The organism is Proteiniphilum sp. UBA5384 (assembly GCF_002410825.1).
GTDB lineage: Bacteria > Bacteroidota > Bacteroidia > Bacteroidales > Dysgonomonadaceae > Proteiniphilum.
On the sequence record NZ_DHOS01000003.1, the window covers coordinates 1 to 21021 of the forward strand.

Annotated in this window: 17 protein-coding genes; 8 read left to right on the forward strand and 9 right to left on the reverse strand. The window is 41.4% G+C overall.

All coding sequences use genetic code 11. The features are described from left to right. Window positions 1-30: 30 nt before the first annotated feature. The 8 genes from B4G81_RS02040 to B4G81_RS02075 form a co-directional block, all read right to left on the reverse strand. Window positions 31-435 carry a hypothetical protein gene (locus B4G81_RS02040; protein ID WP_294079565.1) on the reverse strand — a complete coding sequence of 135 codons (405 nt, stop codon included), beginning with the start codon at window positions 433-435 and terminating at the stop codon, window positions 31-33. Between the two features lie 592 nt (window positions 436-1027). Then, a complete protein-coding gene (locus B4G81_RS02045; protein WP_294079566.1) occupies window positions 1028-2164 on the reverse strand; it encodes an efflux RND transporter periplasmic adaptor subunit in 1137 nt (378 codons plus the stop codon). Continuing rightward, entirely contained in the window at window positions 2161-3366 is a 1206-nt protein-coding gene (locus tag B4G81_RS02050; protein WP_294079567.1) for a TolC family protein, read from the reverse strand. Before B4G81_RS02050 ends, B4G81_RS02045 begins: the two co-directional genes overlap by 4 nt. Further along, complete coding sequence (locus tag B4G81_RS02055; protein ID WP_294079568.1) at window positions 3350-6493, reverse strand: efflux RND transporter permease subunit; 3144 nt, start codon at window positions 6491-6493, stop codon at window positions 3350-3352. The genes B4G81_RS02050 and B4G81_RS02055 overlap by 17 nt, the downstream gene beginning before the upstream one ends. A gap of 73 nt (window positions 6494-6566) precedes the next feature. Further along, a complete protein-coding gene (locus B4G81_RS02060) occupies window positions 6567-7952 on the reverse strand; it encodes a sensor histidine kinase (protein ID WP_294079569.1) in 1386 nt (461 codons plus the stop codon). A 2-nt stretch (window positions 7953-7954) separates the two neighbouring features. Continuing rightward, complete coding sequence (locus B4G81_RS02065) at window positions 7955-8620, reverse strand: response regulator transcription factor (RefSeq protein WP_294079570.1); 666 nt, start codon at window positions 8618-8620, stop codon at window positions 7955-7957. Between the two features lie 161 nt (window positions 8621-8781). Further along, on the reverse strand, window positions 8782-10086 hold the full coding sequence (locus B4G81_RS02070; protein ID WP_294079571.1) for a relaxase/mobilization nuclease domain-containing protein: 1305 nt from the start codon (window positions 10084-10086) through the stop codon (window positions 8782-8784). Beyond that, window positions 10076-10426 carry a MobC family plasmid mobilization relaxosome protein gene (locus tag B4G81_RS02075; protein WP_294079572.1) on the reverse strand — a complete coding sequence of 117 codons (351 nt, stop codon included), beginning with the start codon at window positions 10424-10426 and terminating at the stop codon, window positions 10076-10078. The genes B4G81_RS02070 and B4G81_RS02075 overlap by 11 nt, the downstream gene beginning before the upstream one ends. A gap of 187 nt (window positions 10427-10613) precedes the next feature. Here B4G81_RS02075 and B4G81_RS02080 point away from each other — a divergent pair, with 187 nt between their 5' ends. The 8 genes from B4G81_RS02080 (at window position 10614) to tdh (ending at window position 20498) form a co-directional block, all read left to right on the forward strand. Then, complete coding sequence (locus B4G81_RS02080) at window positions 10614-10745, forward strand: hypothetical protein (protein ID WP_294079573.1); 132 nt, start codon at window positions 10614-10616, stop codon at window positions 10743-10745. A gap of 399 nt (window positions 10746-11144) precedes the next feature. After that, window positions 11145-12584: a group II intron reverse transcriptase/maturase gene (gene ltrA, locus B4G81_RS02085; protein ID WP_294079574.1), complete on the forward strand. Its 1440-nt coding sequence runs from the start codon at window positions 11145-11147 to the stop codon at window positions 12582-12584. Between the two features lie 425 nt (window positions 12585-13009). Then, window positions 13010-13330 (forward strand): hypothetical protein, encoded by a 321-nt coding sequence (locus tag B4G81_RS02090; protein ID WP_294079575.1) that lies wholly within the window; start codon window positions 13010-13012, stop codon window positions 13328-13330. Window positions 13331-13678: 348 nt separating this feature from the next. Further along, on the forward strand, window positions 13679-15640 hold the full coding sequence (locus tag B4G81_RS02095) for an LptF/LptG family permease (RefSeq protein WP_294079576.1): 1962 nt from the start codon (window positions 13679-13681) through the stop codon (window positions 15638-15640). Between the two features lie 12 nt (window positions 15641-15652). Then, complete coding sequence (locus B4G81_RS02100; protein ID WP_294079577.1) at window positions 15653-16873, forward strand: bifunctional 3,4-dihydroxy-2-butanone-4-phosphate synthase/GTP cyclohydrolase II; 1221 nt, start codon at window positions 15653-15655, stop codon at window positions 16871-16873. Between the two features lie 51 nt (window positions 16874-16924). Then, entirely contained in the window at window positions 16925-18211 is a 1287-nt protein-coding gene (locus B4G81_RS02105) for a DNA recombination protein RmuC (protein WP_294079578.1), read from the forward strand. Between the two features lie 12 nt (window positions 18212-18223). Then, window positions 18224-19411, forward strand: a complete 1188-nt coding sequence (gene kbl / locus B4G81_RS02110; protein ID WP_294079579.1) for a glycine C-acetyltransferase — start codon at window positions 18224-18226, stop codon at window positions 19409-19411. A 61-nt stretch (window positions 19412-19472) separates the two neighbouring features. Next, window positions 19473-20498: an L-threonine 3-dehydrogenase gene (gene tdh, locus B4G81_RS02115; protein WP_294079580.1), complete on the forward strand. Its 1026-nt coding sequence runs from the start codon at window positions 19473-19475 to the stop codon at window positions 20496-20498. Here the strand turns inward: tdh and B4G81_RS02120 are convergent, their stop codons facing one another. After that, window positions 20499-20879: a DUF4230 domain-containing protein gene (locus tag B4G81_RS02120; RefSeq protein WP_294079581.1), complete on the reverse strand. Its 381-nt coding sequence runs from the start codon at window positions 20877-20879 to the stop codon at window positions 20499-20501. It lies immediately after the preceding gene. Window positions 20880-21021 lie beyond the last annotated feature (142 nt).

Sequence of the window (21021 nt, forward strand, 5' to 3'; positions counted from 1 at the left end):
GGGGTCAACATCCCGGACAGGGGGGCAGCATCACCGGAATATGCAGTAATCGCTTTCGGACACCTGCGGTAACAGTTCTTCGAGTTGCAGGGCGATATAGAACGCACGGTCGTAGTCTTTCTCCTGCCAGAAGGCTTCGGAGAACGCACGGCTTAAAGATTCCAATTCACAGGGCGAGCAGCCCGCTTCCGTTGCATCCGGGGCAGATTTGTCTATGTCTGCGCTCCACGCTTCATAAGCCCGGCGATAAGCCCCCTCCCGTGTCTCGTTCTCTTGCCAGCGGTAATACAGGTCGAGGTCGGGGCATTCGGCACGGGGATGGGTATTGTCACTTATTCCGCCTTGTGCCGGAAGGCGGGTGAACGGAAACAGCGACAAGGCAATGAATATGAATACGATTTTACTGAATGACATAACCTTTGAGACAAAATGCAAAGATATAACATTATGCTAAACAGGAAAATAGAAGAGGCGGATTTTTATTGTTATGGTAGCGATGGCGGATAGCGAACTATTACAAAAGAGGGTATAGAATGTATCTGAATTTGTTGGCAATATAAGGAAGATTTAGTACCTTTACGCCATAATTAAGTCGCTCTTTGTTTTGTGCGTAACAGCAGCAGATATATGAAGTCCGCTCGTTTCTAAATCGTTACCTGTTTGATGATTATTTTCCGCAACTAATTCATTTCCAGCTCATAAGAAAAGGCATTGTGTCTTGCCGTATGGAATGAAAGGTTTTTATCAACTCCACAGACCGCTGCAATTTCCTTCAGATAGCAATACTTTGGAGATTTACCCTTTACTTTCAGTTAATTAGGAGAGCGTTTGTTTTGGCAGGTAACGAGTTGGTAACGGTTCTTTTAGCTTGTGTTTGCTCTGTTTTACACAGTACCGAATAACTCAATACAAAAGTACGAAAAAATATATTATTGGAAAAACATAGCCCTAAACATCTTTGATTTAAATATGGGAAAAAAAATATTGCAAAATCACGATTATTCTCAATAGATAGTGTAGTATTGGATTACACCACATCATACGCCCCTTTAATCAGAACTTTCGTATTCGAACTGAATTTGTCATCGGGAATAATTTCTATCCAATCACCATTTCGTTCGCCTGCTTTGACTAAGGTTTTTCGGAAAGTATAAACTCCGTCCTTTTCCGATTCGAGAACCAACAGAAAATTATTTCCCTCTTCGGTAGTAACAGCATCGAACGGAACACTTAAAGCATTGCGTGAATCAGCAATAAGTTGGGCTTCAACAAACATTCCGGTTATCAATTTTTGCTTTGTATCACTATCTAATGAAGCATATACATTGATAATACGGTCGTTTCCTTCAACCGATTTTCCTATCTGTGTAACTTTGGCTTCGAATTCCTGTGAACCGACCTGAGGTACAGTAAATCTAATTTTTTGCTCTATTTTAAGATTGAATATATCTTTCTCAAAAACAGCCAATCCCAAGTGCATAGCCTGTGTTTCCACGATTTCCATAATAACATCTGTCGGAGAAATAGCCATCCCCACATTTGCATTATTAGCAGTAATATCTCCCGATATAGGAGAATAAACTGTAATATAGGATGAGAATTTGCCCTGCTCGACTTGTGCTGGATTTATACGCAACATATTCAACTTCTGGCGAAGACTTTCGTAAGTGGCTTTGGCTCGTTTATAATCACTCTCGGCTTCTAAATATTTCTTTTGAGAGGATATTTTCTCATCGAAAAGAGTTTTTTGTCTTTCATATTCCGATTTCAGGTATTCCATTTGTCCTGCAATTTCCAGATAAGATTGTTGTAAGTCTATATACTCAGGACTTTCAAGAGTCAAAAGCGGTTGCCCTTTAGTCACCCTATCCCCTACCAATAGCGAAGTCGTCTTTACATACCCACCGACAAAAGAGGTTACTTTTGCCCTGCTTTTGGGCGGAACATCTATTTTGCCCGATGCTTTTATCGTATTATCAAATTCCCTTTCCTGCAAAGTAGCGACTTCCATTTTCATGGAATTGAACTGTTCCTGCGTAACTTCGACCAAGGAGTTATCTTCTTTTTCCGTATTTTCATTCTCTGACGATTTCTTTTCTCCTCCACAAGAATTAAAAAATATGATAGCTAAAACCAAGAATATATAAGATGTCAATTTTTTCATTGTTCATTAAAATTAAAGTAGTGTAACTCTAAATACGATTTATTATAAGAAAGAACATTGTCCAGATAATCGGATTCTATACTGATAGCGTTCTCCATACTTTGAATGTATTGAAAAAAGTCTATTTCACCGTTTTTATAACTCATATCGGCGGTCTTTATTATTTCCTTTGAAAGTATCTGACCGTTTTCCGTGTAATATTTTATCATTTCCCGATGTTGATTCAGTTCCGCCTGTTTTTGCATATAAAAACTTTCCATTTGTATTTCGCGATTGCTTCGCATAGCTTCCCAACTTTGTTGTTCCAGCTTTGCTGTCTTGCGTTTCGATATATTTCCACTGAAAAACAAGGGAATTGCTATACCTATCTGAAAACCGTTTTGATGATAGCCTAAACCTTTGTTTATCCCCGTAAAGAGTTCGACACTCAGGTCGGGTAACCAGTTCTGATTTTGCAATTTTATCTGCGATGAAAAAGTATTACTGACCGTTTCCAGATAATTCTTTTGTAATTCTTTGCCCGTTCCAACATTTTCGAGATACAACAAACTTAATTCATCATTTAATACTTGAAAACTTTCTTCACTTTGTACCAAAGATTTTAACTGTTCGTAAAGCGCCTGCTTCTGGCTTTTCAATTGTATCAATGTGGTACGAATTTGTTTCGATTTGGCTTCTGCTGTAATCTTTTCCAGATAATTGGATTCTCCCAACTCGAATTTTCGGCTTCCTGCCTTCGAGAAAACAGTGTAAAGACTATCCAATTCGGTATATAGCTTCTCTTTATTTTGGGTATAAACTATCTGCTCGTAGATAAGCGAAACATCGAGCACCAGCTTATTTTTTTGTATTTCGGACAAAGCCCTGTTCTGTTCCCATTGCGATTTATAAACCTTTCTTTGTGCGCCATATACGGTTGGGAAAGAAAATGTTTGTTCGATACCGAATACACGCAACGCCTTATCGTTGGGAGCGACATTATTCTCATCGTATCCGTAATACACAGTTGTCTTATCAAAGTCGAAAGCTGTCCCGATATTCGCTTTAGAAGCATCGGTCTGCAACTGATAAGAACTTAATTCTTTATTGTTGGCAAGGGCTGCTTCAATCAAGGCATTTAATTCGGAGTTATTTTGTGAATAACCTATCGAACTGGTTAGACACAAAATCCCTAAGCATATGATTCTATATATCTTCTTCATCTTTCGTCAAATTTTTGTCAAACATTTTGAAAAGAATAGGTAACACAACCATTGTAAGCAAGGTTGCCGTGAACAATCCGCCGATAACCACGGTAGCCAATGGACGTTGCACCTCCGCCCCTGCCGACGAGGAAATAGCCATAGGCAAAAATCCGAGTGCTGCGGCTGCGGCTGTCAGGGTAACAGGACGAAGCCTGTCAGTTGTTCCTTTCAAAATCAATTCATCCACATTTTTCATACCTTTATACTTCAACTCTTTGAGATGTTCCACCAAAACGATTCCGTTCAATACGGCAATACCGAACAGGGCAATAAAACCTACTCCTGCCGATATACTGAACGGCATTCCCCTCATCCAAAGCAATAAAATTCCTCCCACAGCTGAAAGCGGGATAGCGGTAAATACGAGTAAAGTTTCGCGTATAGACCCGAATGCAAAGTACAGAAGTATAAAAATCAGACAAAGAGCTACAGGAACAGCTATTTTCAGGCGGTTAAGTGCATTTTGCATATTCTCGAACTGTCCGCCGTAAGTCACATAATATCCTGGCGGCAGATTGATTTTTTCATTGATAATTGCCGATACATCTTTCACAACGCTTTCCATATCACGGTTGCGAACGTTCACACCGATTACCACACGGCGTTTGGTATCGTCGCGAGAGATTTTGGCAGGACCTTCGGTATATTCTACTTTTGCCAGTTCACGAAGTGGAATTTGCCCACCATTAGGTAACGGGACATATAAGTTCCTCAAATCATCGATATCATTACGCAGATTTTCTTCCAAACGAATGACCAAATCGAAACGGCGTTCTCCTTCAAAAACATTGCCGACTGTAGTACCCGCAAAAGACAATGCTACAATATCGTTGATATCCGATATATTCAATCCATATTGAGCAATGCGTGTACGGTTATACTCAACGGTCATTTGCGGCAGACCGTCTATCTTCTCCACGATAATATCGGCGGCACCTTCTACATGTGTAATAGCATGTTTTATCTGTTCGGCTTTTTCGGCAAGTACAGCCAAGTCTTCACCAAAAATCTTAATAGCTACATCGGAACGTGTACCCGATATAAGTTCGTTGAAACGCATTTCGATAGGTTGGGTAAACTCTATCTCCATATTGGGTATGGTGGCTTCCAATTCTTCTTTTATCTTATCTGCCAGCTCGTCTTTGGATTTTGCCGATACCCATTCGCTTCTGGGTTTCAATTTTACAATGATGTCGCTTTCCTCCATTGACATAGGGTCGGTAGGCACTTCGGCAGCACCGATACGGCTGACAATCTGTTCCACTTCGGGAAATTTATCGAGAATAGTTTTTTCAATCAATGTTGTGGTTTCTATGGTTTTGGCTAGCGATGTTCCTGTCTTGAGAACAGGTTGAATAACAAAGTCTCCTTCATCCAATTGCGGTATAAACTCGCCGCCCATGCGGGTAAATACTATCACGGCTATAACCAGTAATCCGACAGCTCCGGCAAGTGTTTTCTTTGCATGTTTCAATGCCCAAGTAATAACAGGCAGATAAGTGCGGGTTAACAACCTCATTATCCGTACTGTAATTCCATTTCGCTTCTGAACCTGCGGTTTGATAATCAGGGAAGACAGAACAGGAACGTATGTAAGGCAAAACAACATAGCTCCAATGAGCGCGAAGCTGAAAGTAAGCGCCATCGGGCGGAACATCTTTCCTTCCACTCCCGAAAGAGAGAGGATAGGAATGAAAACGATTAGTATGATTAGTTGTCCGAAGATAGCCGAATTCATCATCGTAGCCGAACTGTTTAAGGTAATTTTGTCCAATTCCCGTTTCCTGTCAGGTACAGCCAGATGACTCAATTTAGAGGCATTCGCAGTCATTTGTGACGAAACAAATTCTACAATAATAACAGCTCCGTCTATAATAATTCCGAAGTCAATCGCCCCCAGACTCATCAGATTGGCATCTATCCCGAATATCCGCATCAGTGAAATAGCAAACAATAAGGACAACGGTATCACAGAAGCCACGACAATCCCCGAACGGAAATTACCGAGTAGTAATACAACTACGAAAATGACTATCAAACAACCGAGTATCAGATTTTCGGCAACAGTGAAAGTCGTTTTCGCGACCAATTCGCTACGTTCCAAAAAGGCATTGATATATACTCCTTCGGGAAGCACTTTCTGTACTTCTTCCACCCTCTCTTTTACCGCATTGATGGTTTCTTTGGAGTCGGCTCCTTTCAGCATCATTATCTGACCGAGAACTTTCTCTCCTTCACCGTTCCCTGTAATAGCTCCGAAACGATTGGCACTTCCGAAACGTACAGAAGCGATGTCTTTTACAAGAACAGGAATGCCTTCGACATTCTTTACAACAATATTTTCTATATCTTCAATGGTGCTGATTTTCCCTTCTCCACGAATGAAATAGCTTTGATTGACTTTCTCTATATAAGCACCTCCGGCAATGCTGTTATTCTTTTCAAGCGCACTTACCAAATCGCCCGTTGTAATATTCATCGCTTTCAAGCGGGAAGGGTTGATAGCTACCTCATATTGTTTCAGATAGCCGCCCCATGTATTAATTTCGACTACTCCGGGAATTCCCGAAAGTTGACGTTTCACTATCCAATCTTGTATTGTGCGCAGGTCTGCAACCGAATATCTGTCTCTAAATTCCGGTTTTACATCCAGAACATATTGATAAATCTCCCCCAACCCGGTCGATATAGGGCCCATTTCGGGAGAACCGAAACCTTCAGGGATAAGCTCTGATGCTGTTTTTATTTTCTCGGCTATCAATTGACGCGGGAGGTATGTCCCCATATTTTCGTCGAAAACTATCGTTACCACCGACAGGCCGAATTTGGAAACGGAACGGATTTCCTGCACTCCGGGGAGGTTTGCCATTTCCATTTCGATAGGATAAGTGATAAACTGTTCGATATCTTCGGTCGAAAGGTTTGTAGAAGTAGTGATGACCTGCACCTGATTATTGGTGATATCGGGTACTGCACCGATAGGTATATGAAAAACCGAATAAATGCCATATACGAATATGGCAAATGTAAATAGTAATATAATCAGCTTGCGGTTAAGACTAAACCGTATAATCTTTTCTAACATCTACTTTTGTTTTACCTGATTTCAATAATCAGCAAAAGTAGATAGATGTTAAAATAGTTTGCTTAAGATTTGCTTAAGATTGAGGAATTTGTAATCTGACAGTGGTTCCTATGCCTTCTCTACTGAAAAATTCAACCTCGATATTCAATAAAGAACAAAACCTTTTAACAATGGATAACCCCAAGCCAAAACCTTTAATCTCGGCACGGTCTGCTGAACGGTAAAACTTATCGAAAATCTTTTCCATATCCTTTTCAGGAATACCTATTCCGGTATCTTTAACTTCACAGATTATGGCATTGTTCTCTTTTTGCAATTGTATTCCGACCCTGCCCTTCGAGTGGGAATATTTAATGGCGTTGGAAAGAATATTGGAAAGAACGGTCGTAAATAAATATTTATCCGTTTGAATATCAATGTCATCTGAGAAAGAGAGGTAGTCGATATCAATATTCTTTTGCTGAATATTTGCCGACAAATATTTCAAAGCATCTTTAATTACCGAATCAATTTTCACAGTATCAATGTGAAGAGATTGTTTCTGATTTTCGAAACGGGTCAGAATGAGCAAATCATCCACTAAATGGTTCAGGCGATCTATTTCCTTTATGCAATAAGTTACTTTTTCTTCGTACTCTTCCGGACTTCGAGGTTTTCTTATCAACACTTCCAATGTTCCTTTCAACACAGCCAAAGGTGTACGAAACTCATGGGAAGCATAGGATGTAAATGATTTCTCCCGTTCGATAGTTTTTTCAATACGGTTGAGCAGTTGATTGATAGTATCGGATAAGACATAAAGTTCATCTTTATTATGAGGCAAAGGAATACGCTCAGTCAGATTGTCCCGTGTAATTTTATTAGAGGTATCAATAATATGGTTGATAGGTTTGATGCTTCTTCCAGCAATAAACCGGGCAACAAAAAACAGTATAATTAGAATAATCGGATAGGTAAAGAGTAGTATATGCCGCAGAGCCTCCAACACCACTTCCGAACCTTCGCGAGCCACAGCTACCAACAAGTGCCCGACACGTGTGCCATTTTCGTTTTGAATAGGAACTTGTACCTGCCTTATCCTTTTTTCTGCAAGCTCTCCATTAAAAAATACATTATCTTCTTGGTTCGGATTATACAGTAAATTACTGCTTTTCAAATTGGGCGATTTATCAATGAGATTACCATTAATATCCAAGAATTCGATGAACACCGGGTCAACCCCGACAGTATTGTGTTCTCGTTCCATCCACTCTTTGTGTCTTTTCAAGGTGATTGTTCCATTTCTTACTTCTATTTCCTGAGAATGGCGTTCTACTTCGCGTTGCAAATCTTTATTCAGGTGGTTGGATACATTGTATTCCACTACCATATAGATGGTAACGAAAACAAGCCCGATTAATAATGCTGTGGTAATTATATAATTCAAGGCAATCCTGTTCCGAAATGAGAAATTCTGCATATTTATTCGTTAGCAATATACCCTACACCTCTTATGGTCTTGATATATCCGTTATCCTTATCCAAATTCAGTTTTTTACGGATAGCATTTATAAAAACATCTATCACTCCTGTATCGTATTCGAAATGAATACTCCATACCTTTTCAATAATCTCGTCTCTTTTGCATACGTTTCCTTTGTTTCTGATAAGGAATTCGAGTAATTCAAACTCCCGTTGAGTCAGAGAAACAACAGAAGAGTTTGATTTTACTTCGTATGTATTGAGGTTGAGCGAAATATTGCCTAATACAAGAATTTCTTGCTCTTTTTTATTTCGGAAATGTATTTTTATCCTTTCCAACAATTCTTCAAAGCTGAATGGCTTTTTGATATAATCATTCGCCCCACATTGCAATCCTTCAATGATTTCCTGTACAGTATCTTTTGCAGTCAGGAATAGCACCGGAATGTCAGCATCTTTCTCACGGATGGTTTTACATACTTCTATGCCTGTCGTTTTGGGCAACATCCAATCCAATAAAATTATATCCGGCTTTTCCGATTCAAAAATCTCTATTCCTTGCTTTCCATCAGTAGCAATAGTAGTTATATAACCTTCTTCTTCCAATCCTTGTTTAAGAAAGTTATAAATGCCGGGTTCATCTTCTATGATCAGGATGTGTATCATAACAGTGCAAAGATACGGAAACATTTTAGACCTGCTCTATTAGATTCTTAATATGTCTGCCATATTTTCAACTACTGTCCGAGAATACTTTTGCTTTATGACATAGTAAAAGGTTACTCTTCCATCGCTAGTAGTACCGTCCAAAAGGTGTTATTTTGTTTTTATATCCCTCTCCCTCTCTTCTTTTCCTGAACTTTAGGAACTTTCAGCTTTGTTTCCTTCGGTTTCTGCTCCTCCTTCAGTAGTCTCGGATCACCCCACGATTCCTGATATTCCGTATCTGCTTTGTCTGCTTTCCACAGATATGGGTGTGCATAACTACCGCCTCCCCACCATTTAACGGTAGCTTTTGTTATCTGCCCATCCTCTATCAAAGCCTTATCCCGGAGTCGCATTTCGTACTTGCCATACTTGATAAATTTGTCTGGATTTTCGCTTGTGAAATAAACAGTATTCTTTTCATCATTCAGAAAAGCGTAAGCTGAAAATTTAGTTTTCCCATCTTCGCTCATAAGGTTTTCAAGGAAAGTATGCGCTCCACTTGTTAATGTATTTTGTTGTTCGTCGGTCAATTCTACACCCAACACAACAATATTTTGTTTAGGCAGAGGTGTCTTTTCCGCTTCCTCTTGTTTCCGAAGCAGTTCTTGCTTTTCCCGCTCTCGTTCAGCTTGCTGTGCTTTTAATCTTGCTTCTATCTCAGCTTTTTCTTGTTTTAATCGTTCTTGGTGTTGGGCTTCTGCTAAGTTCTTTTCGAACTCTTTTTTGAGATTTCCATAGCTGAATTTCCGGTCAATTTGTGAGCCTTTAAATGAAACATTATCGTAGATGAACGATATTCCTTCTATCTCTCCAGTGGTTCGCCTTTGCTTAAATTCGACATTAATCCCTTTACTTTGCAGGAAATCTTGGAAGTCTTTCTCGTCCGTACAATAGGGCAAAATCGCCTTAATTATATCGTATAAAAGGTATTTTACCGAGTCAGGAGTTCTTAATTTCTCTCGTTTAACCCGCTCTTTCCCTTTTCCGTAAGTTAATCCGTGTTTATCTTTCAGCTTTTTGCAAACTTTGATATTCCGCTTGTAATCGTAATTGACCGATATTAATTTCAGGTTATTATCAATCCGATTATACACAATATGCAGGTGATCATTATCAGAATTATGGTGGCGGACAATGATATACTGGGTGTTTTTAATGCCCATCTCTTCCATATATTCTTTGGCTAATAGTACCATAAATGCATCCGTCATTCGCTCTCGGTCTTCGGGAGCAAATGATATAGGAATATGCCCGACAGGTTGTTTTATTTCTTTCCTGCCGGAGCGTTGCATCGCGAAACCACGGATAATCTCTTCTGTTGTTCCTGCCAATACGCCTTCCACTTCGAGCAGCTTAGCTGTATCGTTCATAACATACCGGACACATCCCTTGAATGATTTTCCTTTGATATTCTTAGCGATCATCTAACAGTTTCTTTATCTCGCAAGCGAGTTCAAATAATACTTTCTCGGCAGCCTTGTATCCTATAGAGTTTGCCTTTCTGGCAAGCTGATTCAGATTATTTGCCATACCTGCTAATTTTCTAATCAGGTCAAGTTCTTCTAATGTGAAGCGTGATTTAACGCCTCCTTTCAGCACCATCTCTCGGGCATATTGTGTAGCTTTCATGCCGAACTTCTCCGCTTTATCTTTCACTTTTTTGAAATCCTCTTCAGTTAGTTTGAGGTTGATTGAAGTGGAAAGTTTTTCTTTTTCCTTTCTCGGACGACCTATTTTCTTTTTCTTCCTCTCCTTATTTTCCATAATAATCACATTTAAGGTTATGGAAAATTTTCGGATGTAGACTTACATCCGTGCAAGACGGAACGGAAGCGACCATCGGGAGATAAAGTGAAGTTTTGCCGGACAGCCTGATAATTCTGCAACCATCGGGCGCGGAAATGTCGAGCTGTCGAGTGACCTCAAAAGTTGAGACCAACGGGAGCGGCTTTTGAAGCGTGAGGAAAATTCAGTCGTAGGCGAATTTGCCGATAGCGTGGTCACAGCCCCGCAGGGCAAGGTGATTTCGGGTTACCCGAAAGATTACCTTGCTTCTAGTTCGCCCGACATGGGTATAATCTAACGGGTGCAAGTCCCTAACGCAGCCTTATAGCGGCAAGCGTACAGCCGACGGCAAGGGTGTCCGTAGCGATGCGGAATCTGAAGGAAGCCTTAGGCAAAACACTGACCTGACGTACAGAAACTTGATACCAAGGCATAGGAGTGTGGGTAAGTCTGCTAGACAAGACAAAGCCCCATAGCTATACGGAACACTCGGTGTAAATCAAGCAGGTATAAGTGTGAAAGATTATGTTCTTAATCGGGGAGGTCTCACGGACGTGTGGCGCATGTGTTAAGATTGCAAAGCATGGAGTAAAGCTTGCCGTGAGAAGTCAGCAGAGGCCATAGTACCTAATTTTTTTTTAGGGAAGGGCTGAATCGCAATAGCTATAAACACGTAACTAACTCCAAATAGGAAAGAATGCATAAAACAAGAGTCATAACAAGTACACTTGACTGCCCTCAAAAGAATAGGACGGAATCCGAAGGCTATGAGGGAGTGCAGACCTATATGGACATGAAAGACGGCAGTTTGATAGCAATGCAACCAAGTAAAGAGGATTTAATGAGCCAAATTCTTTCTCCGGTGAACTTAAATCGTGCATACTTACAAGTGGTGCGAAACAAAGGCGTTGGAGGTGTTGATATGATGGATTGCAAGCAATTGCTCCCATATCTGCACCAACACAAAGAAGAACTCATTGAATCGATACGCATTGGGAAGTACAAACCCAATCCGGTGCGTAGGGTAGAGATACCCAAGGATAATGGGAAGAAACGCCTTTTAGGCATTCCAACAGTTGTTGACCGCTTGATACAACAAGCCATAGCCCAAGTGCTATCACCTATTTATGAACGTCAGTTTAGCCAAGGCAGTTTTGGCTTTCGCCCCAAACGTAGTGCGCATGGAGCATTGCTTCAAGTGTGCCGATATGCGAGTGAAGGGTATAAATACGCTGTAGGTATCGACCTTGCGAGATTCTTTGATACTGTAAACCATAGTTTTCTATTGAGAATATTATCAAGGACGATTAAAGATGGTCATGTTATTTCGCTTATACACAAATATCTAACAAGTGGAGTAATGATAGGTAAGCATTATGAGCCAAGTATGGAAGGCACACCCCAAGGTGGGCCTCTGAGTCCTCTGCTCAGCAATATCATGCTGAACGAACTTGACAAGGAATTGGAAAGACGAGGGCACCGCTTTGTTCGTTATGCAGATGATAGTATGATACTATGCAAAAGTAAGAGGTCTGCCGAGCGCGTATGCGCGAGCATAACAGAATTTGTTGAAAAAGAGCTGCACCTCACAGTCAATCGTGAAAAGACAGAAGTCGGTTATATACGGGGCATGAAATACCTCGGTCACTCTTTCTATTTTACGAAAGGCAAATGCAGATTGTGTGTTCACAAGAAAACAAAAGACAAATTCAAGCGTAAGGTCAAGTCACTTACCGGTCGTAGTAATGGCATGGGTTATGCCCAACGTAAAGAGGTACTTTGGCAAACCTTTAGAGGGTGGCTTGAGTATTTCAAGTATGCCGATATGAAGACAATGCTGAAATCATTAGACCAATGGTATCGCAGACGTTTGCGCATGTGTATATGGAAATGTTGGAAGAAGGTAAAGACTCGTTATGCTAATCTGCAAAAATGTGGAATACCGAGAGGTAAGGCTTGGGAATGGGCAAATACTCGAAAAGGGTATTGGCACATATCCGACAGCTATATTCTTGCACGAGCACTACGAAACGAACTTCTTATGCAAGCGGGCTACCCTCTCTTAGAACCCCTTTACGAAACGATGCATATAGATTGCGAAACCGCCGTATGCGGAACCGCTTGTACGGTGGTGTGAGAGGTCGGAAAACGAAAGTAGGAAGAAAACTACTTAGTTTTCCTCCTACTCGATTGACGAAAAGCAAAAAAAGAAGAGACAAAAGTCTCAACATTTTTTTGGTTGGCGGCATCGTTAATCTCTAAAGTTGGGCTTAGGGCTAAGATGTCCCAACTTTGCAATACAGTCAGTGTATTGCCTATTGCTCTTCAAGGGTAGCCGGAGCAAATGAATGGTAGAAAGTGGATTGAATTTCTCATATCGTTGTATAAATTAGATGTATCCGACATGGATACTTGGGCAAATATAGATTGTTAATTTGATAGTTATACCATTGACAATATGAGGTGTATAGCTTTGCTCTGAGATGCAATTATTTGCCATACAGCCTGACAAATTTGAGTCACTCTTGTTGCTCCTATTGGTAATATTACTATCTTTAGTACATGCATAATGGAGAGCTAGACATAGATTATGATAGTAATGTTCCCGAAGTATTTCGGGTTGTACAGCAGAGTCTCAATGACTTTGTGGCAATCAACTATGGAACAGCACTTGGTCTGGTTTCACAGCCACAACTCACAGAGGCGGAAGTATTACACTATAAAAGCAAAGTGCTGGATATCATCCGCAACAATCCTCCTTTGGCGAGCTTACCCAAATATCTTCGTAATGGCAGAGAGGACTATCTCTGGTATAGTGACTTTTATGATGAGATAAGCAAAGACGTTTATTGGCTAAAAGAACCGTTTTACTTAATCCGCTGATTAAGTCTAAATTACCGTCATCTGCTTTCCCTTTTCTAAATGGCTGCTGTTTCCTTCAAATTGGCGTTCTTTGTGCTTGTAGGTTATATTTCTCCTGTTCTCAGGGAGTATTACGGATGATTCCAAAAGGCAACGGATAGGGGGCAGAACTTTTGCACAAACCCTAAATATGCTGCCATTTTAGCAAATGGAAGAACATTTGGCAACCGTGAACAATAAATCTAATTGCTAAACACTTACATTACTCGTATATATTTTGCCGTTTTCTCGCGTAATCTCACTATCTTTGCCATAAAATTGAACAACAATTTTGTTGTGCTGAATGAATTCTCTTTTTGTCCATTTTCAATGAATAGATTTTTTCATATAAAGCGGCTATATAGCTATATTCTCACGACTTTTATTCCGCTTTTCCTGATGACTTTTGTCATATGCCTTTTTCTGGTATTGATGCAATTCCTCTGGAAATATGTGGAGGATATGGTCGGGAAGGGATTAGATGTGAGTGTGATTGGGGAGATGTTTTTTTATGCTGCCCTCTCACTTGTTCCCATGGCTTTACCTTTGGCCATTTTGTTAGCCTCATTGATGATGTTCGGAAATATGGGCGAGAGCCTGGAATTGCTGGCTGTGAAATCTGCAGGTATTCCGTTGCTGACCTCTATGAAACCGCTTATTATTCTTGTTTTAGGGATTTCTGTCGGAGCTTTCTTTTACCAGAATAATATCCTGCCGAAAATACAGGCTAAGAATTATTCGTTGCTTATTTCTATCCGACAGGCCTCGCCTGAATTGGAAATCCCCGAAGGAGTTTTTTACAAAGATATTCCCGGTTATAATTTGTATGTGGGTAAGAAGGACCAAAAGACAGGTATGTTGCACAATGTATTGATTTATGATGTGGCAAGCGGATTCAATAACATGGCGGTAATTATCTGCGATTCAGCTGAGATGAGTATGGCTGATGATAAAAAGATGCTAATCTTCACCATGTATAGTGGACAGCAATTTCAAAACTTCCAACAGGGAGCGTCTTCTTCTTCCTCACGTTATAATAATGATTTTGTGCCCTATGCACGGGAGAATTTCGATACCAAGTCTATGATGATTTCCTACGATGCCAACTTTAACCGCATAGGGGAAGATGCAATTGAAGGGAATGCCTCCAGCAATTATGTGTCGAAAAACATGTCTCAATTGACGGCCTCTATCGATTCCATGTCGCATATTATGGATAGTGTGAATCTGGTTGACCGGAAGATGATGAAGAATTACTCCTATCTTTCTTTCCGTAATAGTTATCCTGCGGACAAGAAAGATTCTTTGGTCTCGGCAGCACAATACATATCGGTTGAAGTGCCGTCTCCCGATACTTTGCTCCAATCGAAACAGCTCAGCGACCAATCTGCTATTTTGCAGAATGCTTACATGAAAGCGGATAATAATAATAATGAATTTCTTTTTAGATCGCTCAATAAGACTTCCACGCAGAGAACTATCAACCGGCATTGGGTGGAATGGCACAGGAAATTTACCATTCCTTTCACATGTCTTATATTCTTTTTTATCGGCGCTCCATTGGGTTCTATAGTAAGAAAGGGCGGATTAGGTACACCTATCGTTATTTCCGTTATATTGTTTATTATCTACTATATTGTAGAAAATGTGGGATACAAGATGACACGTGACGGTGTGTGGGTGCATTGGTTCGGTATGTGGTTCAGCTCGTTTATTTTGCTGCCTATAGGGGTTTTCCTTACCTATAAGGCTATGAACGATTCGGTAATCATGAATGCCGATACTTATGTCAATTTCTTCAAAAGGCTCTTTTTTATCCGGGATAAAAGAAAATATCCGGTCAAGAGCGTCATCATTGAGAAACCAGACTATGAAGAAATCGCACGCTCACTGTCTGATTTATCGCGCAGAATTGACCTGTTTCTTGATAGATACGGTCATCTCTCTTACAAGGGTTATTGGACAGATATTAATTATAACAAAGAATTACGGTCCATCAGGAGTTCATTGGAAATTATACTCAACACCCTCTCCAATTCCCGTCGGTTAGAGGTATTGTCGAAGGCTGAAGAGTACCCTATAATATTTAACGTTGTGAGGATTTTCAATCCGGGTTCAATCCCGGCTAAAATATGCATGTATCTTTTCCCTGTAGGGATCATTTTCAGACTCCTCTCCCTTCACCTCGAATGGACTACCAGGAAAGATCTGAGGAATATTCAACAGCTGAACGGAGAATTAATTCATATTTTAGAAGGCACATATGAGCCGGAAACAATCGCTTTGGCATAAAATATAATACAAATGCAAGAAGAAATTCAATTACATGCTATTGATGAAGCTATTGAAGAGATTCGAAAGGGTAACTTCATCATTGTGGTGGACGATGAAGATCGCGAAAATGAAGGCGATCTTATCATTGCAGCAGAACATATCACTCCTGCAAAAATCAACTTTCTGGAAACCCATGCACGTGGACTGATTTGTGCTCCGATCACCAAAGAACGGGCCGGGGAACTGGACCTGCCGATGATGGTTTCGCACAATACATCCGTACATTCTACCCCTTTTACTGTATCCATCGATCTGCTTACTCATGGGTGTACTACCGGTATATCGGCTTACGACAGGGCACAAACCATCTTGGCATTGACGCGTCAGGAGACGGCTCCTGAAGATTTTGGCCGTCCCGGGCATATCTTCCCGCTGCGAGCACAAACCCGCGGAGTATTACGTCGTGCAGGACATACAGAAGCAACGATTGATTTTGCCCGTTTGGCGGGACTCTACCCCGCCGGAGCGCTGGCAGAGATTAAAAATGAAGATGGCTCCATGGCACGTTTGCCCCAACTGATAGAGATGTCACGGAAATTCAACTTGAAGATCGTGTCAGTAGCCGATCTAATCAAATACAGGCTTCGTACGGAATCGCTGATCGAAAGGGGGGAAGCCGTGCAACTGCCTACGGAATACGGTATATTCACGATGATCCCGTTCCTGCAGAAAGCGACGGGACAGGAGCATGTGGCTCTTATAAAAGGGGAATGGCATGATAATGAACCGGTATTGGTACGTGTACATTCTTCCTGTATGACCGGAGATATTTTCGGATCTATGCGCTGTGAATGTGGCGAACAACTTCATAAAGCATTGCAACTGATTGAAAAGGAGGGAAAAGGAGTGCTTGTATATCTCAATCAGGAAGGACGAGGTATCGGGTTAATGGCGAAAGCGGCCGCTTATAAGCTACAGGAAGAGGGACTCGATACCGTGGATGCCAACCTGCACCTCGGTTATCAGGCAGATGAACGGGATTATGGAGTGGGAGCGCAGATACTCCGCAGTCTGGAAGTGAGAAAAATGCGGCTGATGACGAATAATCCCACCAAACGGGTGGGCCTCGAATCCTATGGCCTGGAAGTGGTGGAAAATGTACCGCTTGAAATTACTCCCAATCAGTATAACCATTTCTATATGGAGACTAAGAAAAAGAGGATGGGCCACGTTTTACGTAGCGTGAAGTAGTTTTTTCATACTTCGCATGCTCCGTTATTCTCTTGAACAATTATCGATCCTATGAGTAGTATATTATACCTTCTTATCGGTGTTTTGACGGGGGGAGTTCTTGGATGGATCATCGCCTCGTTACGGGTCAGATCGAGAACAGTTTCAAAGACTGAATTTGATATGCTGACCGAGAGGTATAATGCGTTGAATATCGAACTGATCCTGTCAAGAGAAAGAATCACCGCCGAAAAGAAGTCATTGCTCGAGAGACTCGAAAATCAGAAAACGGAGATGACTGAATTACGGAAGCAGTTTAATCTCGAGTTCGAGAATATAGCTTCCAGAATACTGGAAGAAAAAACCGAAAAATTCACCTATCTCAACAAAAACCAGTTAGACGCCATCCTTAAACCTTTTGGCGAGAATATCGAATTATTCCGTAAAAAAGTGGAAGAGGTGTATATCAATGAATCGAAAGAGCGGTTTTCACTGGGCCTGGAGGTGAAGAACCTGCGAGAACTGAACGATCGCCTCAGTACTGAAGCAAATAACCTGACCAAAGCCCTGAAAGGAAATACAAAGACTCAAGGCGATTGGGGTGAGATGATTTTAGAAAATATACTTGAACGGTCGGGATTGGTAAAGGGCAGGGAATATTTTGTACAGGAATCGTTGAGAGATAACGACGGTAATACACTGACCGGTGAAAACGGTTCCAGAATGAGACCCGACATAATCATTGCTTACCCCGACAACCGTAGAGTAATCATCGACTCAAAAGTGTCACTTACAGCATACGCCAACTATATAGGAGCCGACGATCCCGCAGAACAAAAAAAATATATCAACGAACATCTGCGATCGGTACGCAAGCATATCGACGAACTGAGCCGTAAAAGTTATCAGGATTATACTGATACGCTCGATTTTGTGATGATGTTCATCCCAAATGAACCGGCTTATAGCTTGGCATTGCAATATGATGAAAATATATGGCAGTATGCTTATGATAAAAAAATACTGTTTATCAGTCCGACTAACCTGATTACTGCGTTGAAACTAATCGTGGATTTGTGGAAGCGTGAATATCAGAACCGTAACGCAATGGAAATTGCCGAGCGGGGTGCCGTGCTGTATGATAAATTCGTTAATTTTGTAGATTCTCTAACCGATATTGAGACTCATCTTGATAGAGCCAGACGGAGTTACGAGAATGCTTACGGACAGTTGAAGTCGGGCAGGGGAAACCTGATCGGCCAGGCTGAAAGATTACGCGAACTGGGTGTGAAAACAAAAAAATCGCTACCCCGATCGCTGGTTGATGAGGCTGCTGACAAGAATGAATTGATTAACTAAAAAAGAAAAGATATGTACGGAAAAATGCAACAACACCTGCAAAACGAATTGAAATCGATTGAAGAGGCAGGGCTTTACAAAAATGAACGAATCATTGTCACGCCGCAAAGGGCTGAAATAAAAGTGCAGACCGGGCAGGACGTGTTGAACTTTTGTGCTAATAATTATTTGGGGTTGTCTGATCATCCGCGACTGATTAATGCCGCAAAACAGGCGCTCGATGAGCGCGGTTATGGTATGTCGTCGGTACGGTTTATCTGCGGCACACAGGATTATCACAAGGAGTTGGAAGCGACCATCAGCCGTTTCTTCAAAACCGAAGACACGATCCTTTATGCTGCTTGTTTTGACGCCAATGGTGGCCTTTTCGAACCGCTTTTTACCGAAGAGGATGCTATCATATCCGACGCACTCAACCATGCATCTATTATCGACGGGGTACGATTATGCAAAGCAAAACGTTACCGTTATGCCAATGCCGATATGTCTGACCTCGAAGAAAAACTCAGAGAGGCACAGGCACAGCGGTTCCGCATAATTGTCACCGACGGTGTGTTCTCAATGGATGGGAATGTGGCGCCCCTTGATAAAATTATGGTGTTGGCAGAAAAATATGACGCACTTGTAATGGTGGATGAAAGCCATTCGGCGGGTGTGGTAGGTAAAACGGGGAAAGGTGTTTCCGAATTATATAATGTCATGGGGCGTGTGGATGTGATTACAGGAACTTTGGGTAAAGCTTTTGGCGGTGCCATTGGTGGGTTTACTACCGGTAGGAAGGAAATTATCGATATGCTTCGTCAACGGTCGCGTCCATACCTTTTCTCCAATTCTATACCTCCTCTGGTTGCAGCATCGGGTGTGGAAGCTTTTAATTTATTGCAGGAGTCCAATCAACTTCAGGATAAGTTGCATGAGAATGTGGAATACTTCGTGGACAAGATGAAAGAGGCGAATTTCGATATCAAACCTACTCAATCGGCTATCTGCGCTGTGATGCTTTATGAAGCCAAACTCTCGCAGGAATTTGCAGCCGAACTGCTTAATGAAGGAATCTATGTGACAGGATTTTATTATCCCGTTGTGCCCAAGGGAGAGGCGCGTATCCGCGTACAGCTCTCGGCAGGTCACGAACGTGCACACCTCGATAAAGCGATCGCAGCGTTCATCAAAGTGGGAAAAAAACTTAAATTAATTTGATAATTAGTTGATGTCATGACTTGTTGATTAATTCTGCTGATTATCTTAATTCTATCAAAAAATGAAAGCATTAGTCAAATTACGTCCTGGAAAAGGTATCTGGATGGAAGATGTCCCCATCCCGTCGATCAGTGTAAATGATGTACTCATCAAAATTAAAAAGACATCCATATGTGGTACTGATCTCCACATTTATAAATGGGATGACTGGTCTCAAAAAACCATTAAAACGCCTATGACCATCGGACATGAATATGTAGGAGAGATCGTGGATATGGGCAGTGGTGTGCAAAACCTGAAAATAGGCGATCGGGTGACCGGTGAAGGCCATATTGCTTGTGGACACTGCCGGAACTGCCGCCGTGGAAAATTACATGTATGTGAAAATACCATCGGTGTGGGGGTGAATCGTGACGGGGCATTTGCCGAATACCTTTCCCTCCCGGCATCGAATGTGGTGAAACTCGATCCCCGTATCCCCGATGAGATTGCTTCTATCATGGATCCGTTTGGTAATGCCACACATACAGCCCTCTCTTTCCCGTTGATTGCTGAAGATGTGCTGATTACCGGTGCCGGACTGATCGGTAGCATGGCTACTGCCATCTGCCGTTTTGCCGGTGCCCGTTACATCGTAGTGAGCGACCTGAGTGAATACAGGCTGGATATTGCCAGGAAAATGGGTGCCACACTCACGGTAAATATTTCAAAAGGTGAGACAATAGCCCAGGCGGTGAAGAAACTGGAAATGCGTGGCTTTGATGTGGGATTGGAAATGTCAGGTTCTCCTGCCGGATTCCGTGAAATGATCGACAATATGTACAACGGTTCCAAGATATCACTACTGGGTATATTACCCAACAATACGATGGTAGACTGGAATGAGATTATCTTTAAGGCTCTCACTCTGAAAGGGATTTATGGCCGTGAAATGTGGGAAACATGGTACCAGATGGAACAAATGATCATTTCTGGATTGGATTTGAGCCCTATCATCACTCACCGGTTCAGTATTGATGATTTCCAGAAAGGATTCGACGTGATGGAGGAAGGCCAATGTGGTAAAGTAATTCTTAGTTGGGAATAATTAGGATTTAAAAAAATTGACTGCTTTATCAAATGCCTTATCAAATACGTTTATGTGTCTTAACAAGGGGAGCTCTTTTTCAGGGCTCTCTTTTTTTTCTTCTTCCGGTTCCGGAAAGACTTTATAGTTTTCAATCAGATCGATATTTTTGACAGACCATTGGTTTGCAGCTGTCACTTCTTCCAACAATAATTTCATTTGGTCGGCCGCAATTTTCATTAATCCACTTTGTAATGCGGCTTTTTTTACCTGTTCTTTTGCCAGACTCTGGATTTGTTGCAAATCCTTTCGTCCGATTACATTAAAAAGATCATCTTCGAAATAGTAGTAATTGAAATCACAATCCACTGAAAGAATTTCCGGTTTGGGGAAGTCTACCAACCGTATTTCTTAACTTCTCCCCTTTCTTAGACAATTATTATTCAAAGATAAGTTAGTTTCCCGGGTTCGCCCGGCCGGGCGAATCCGGGAAACTAAGCGGCCGCCCGGAACATCTCCACCGGCCTTTTATACGCTAACCCCT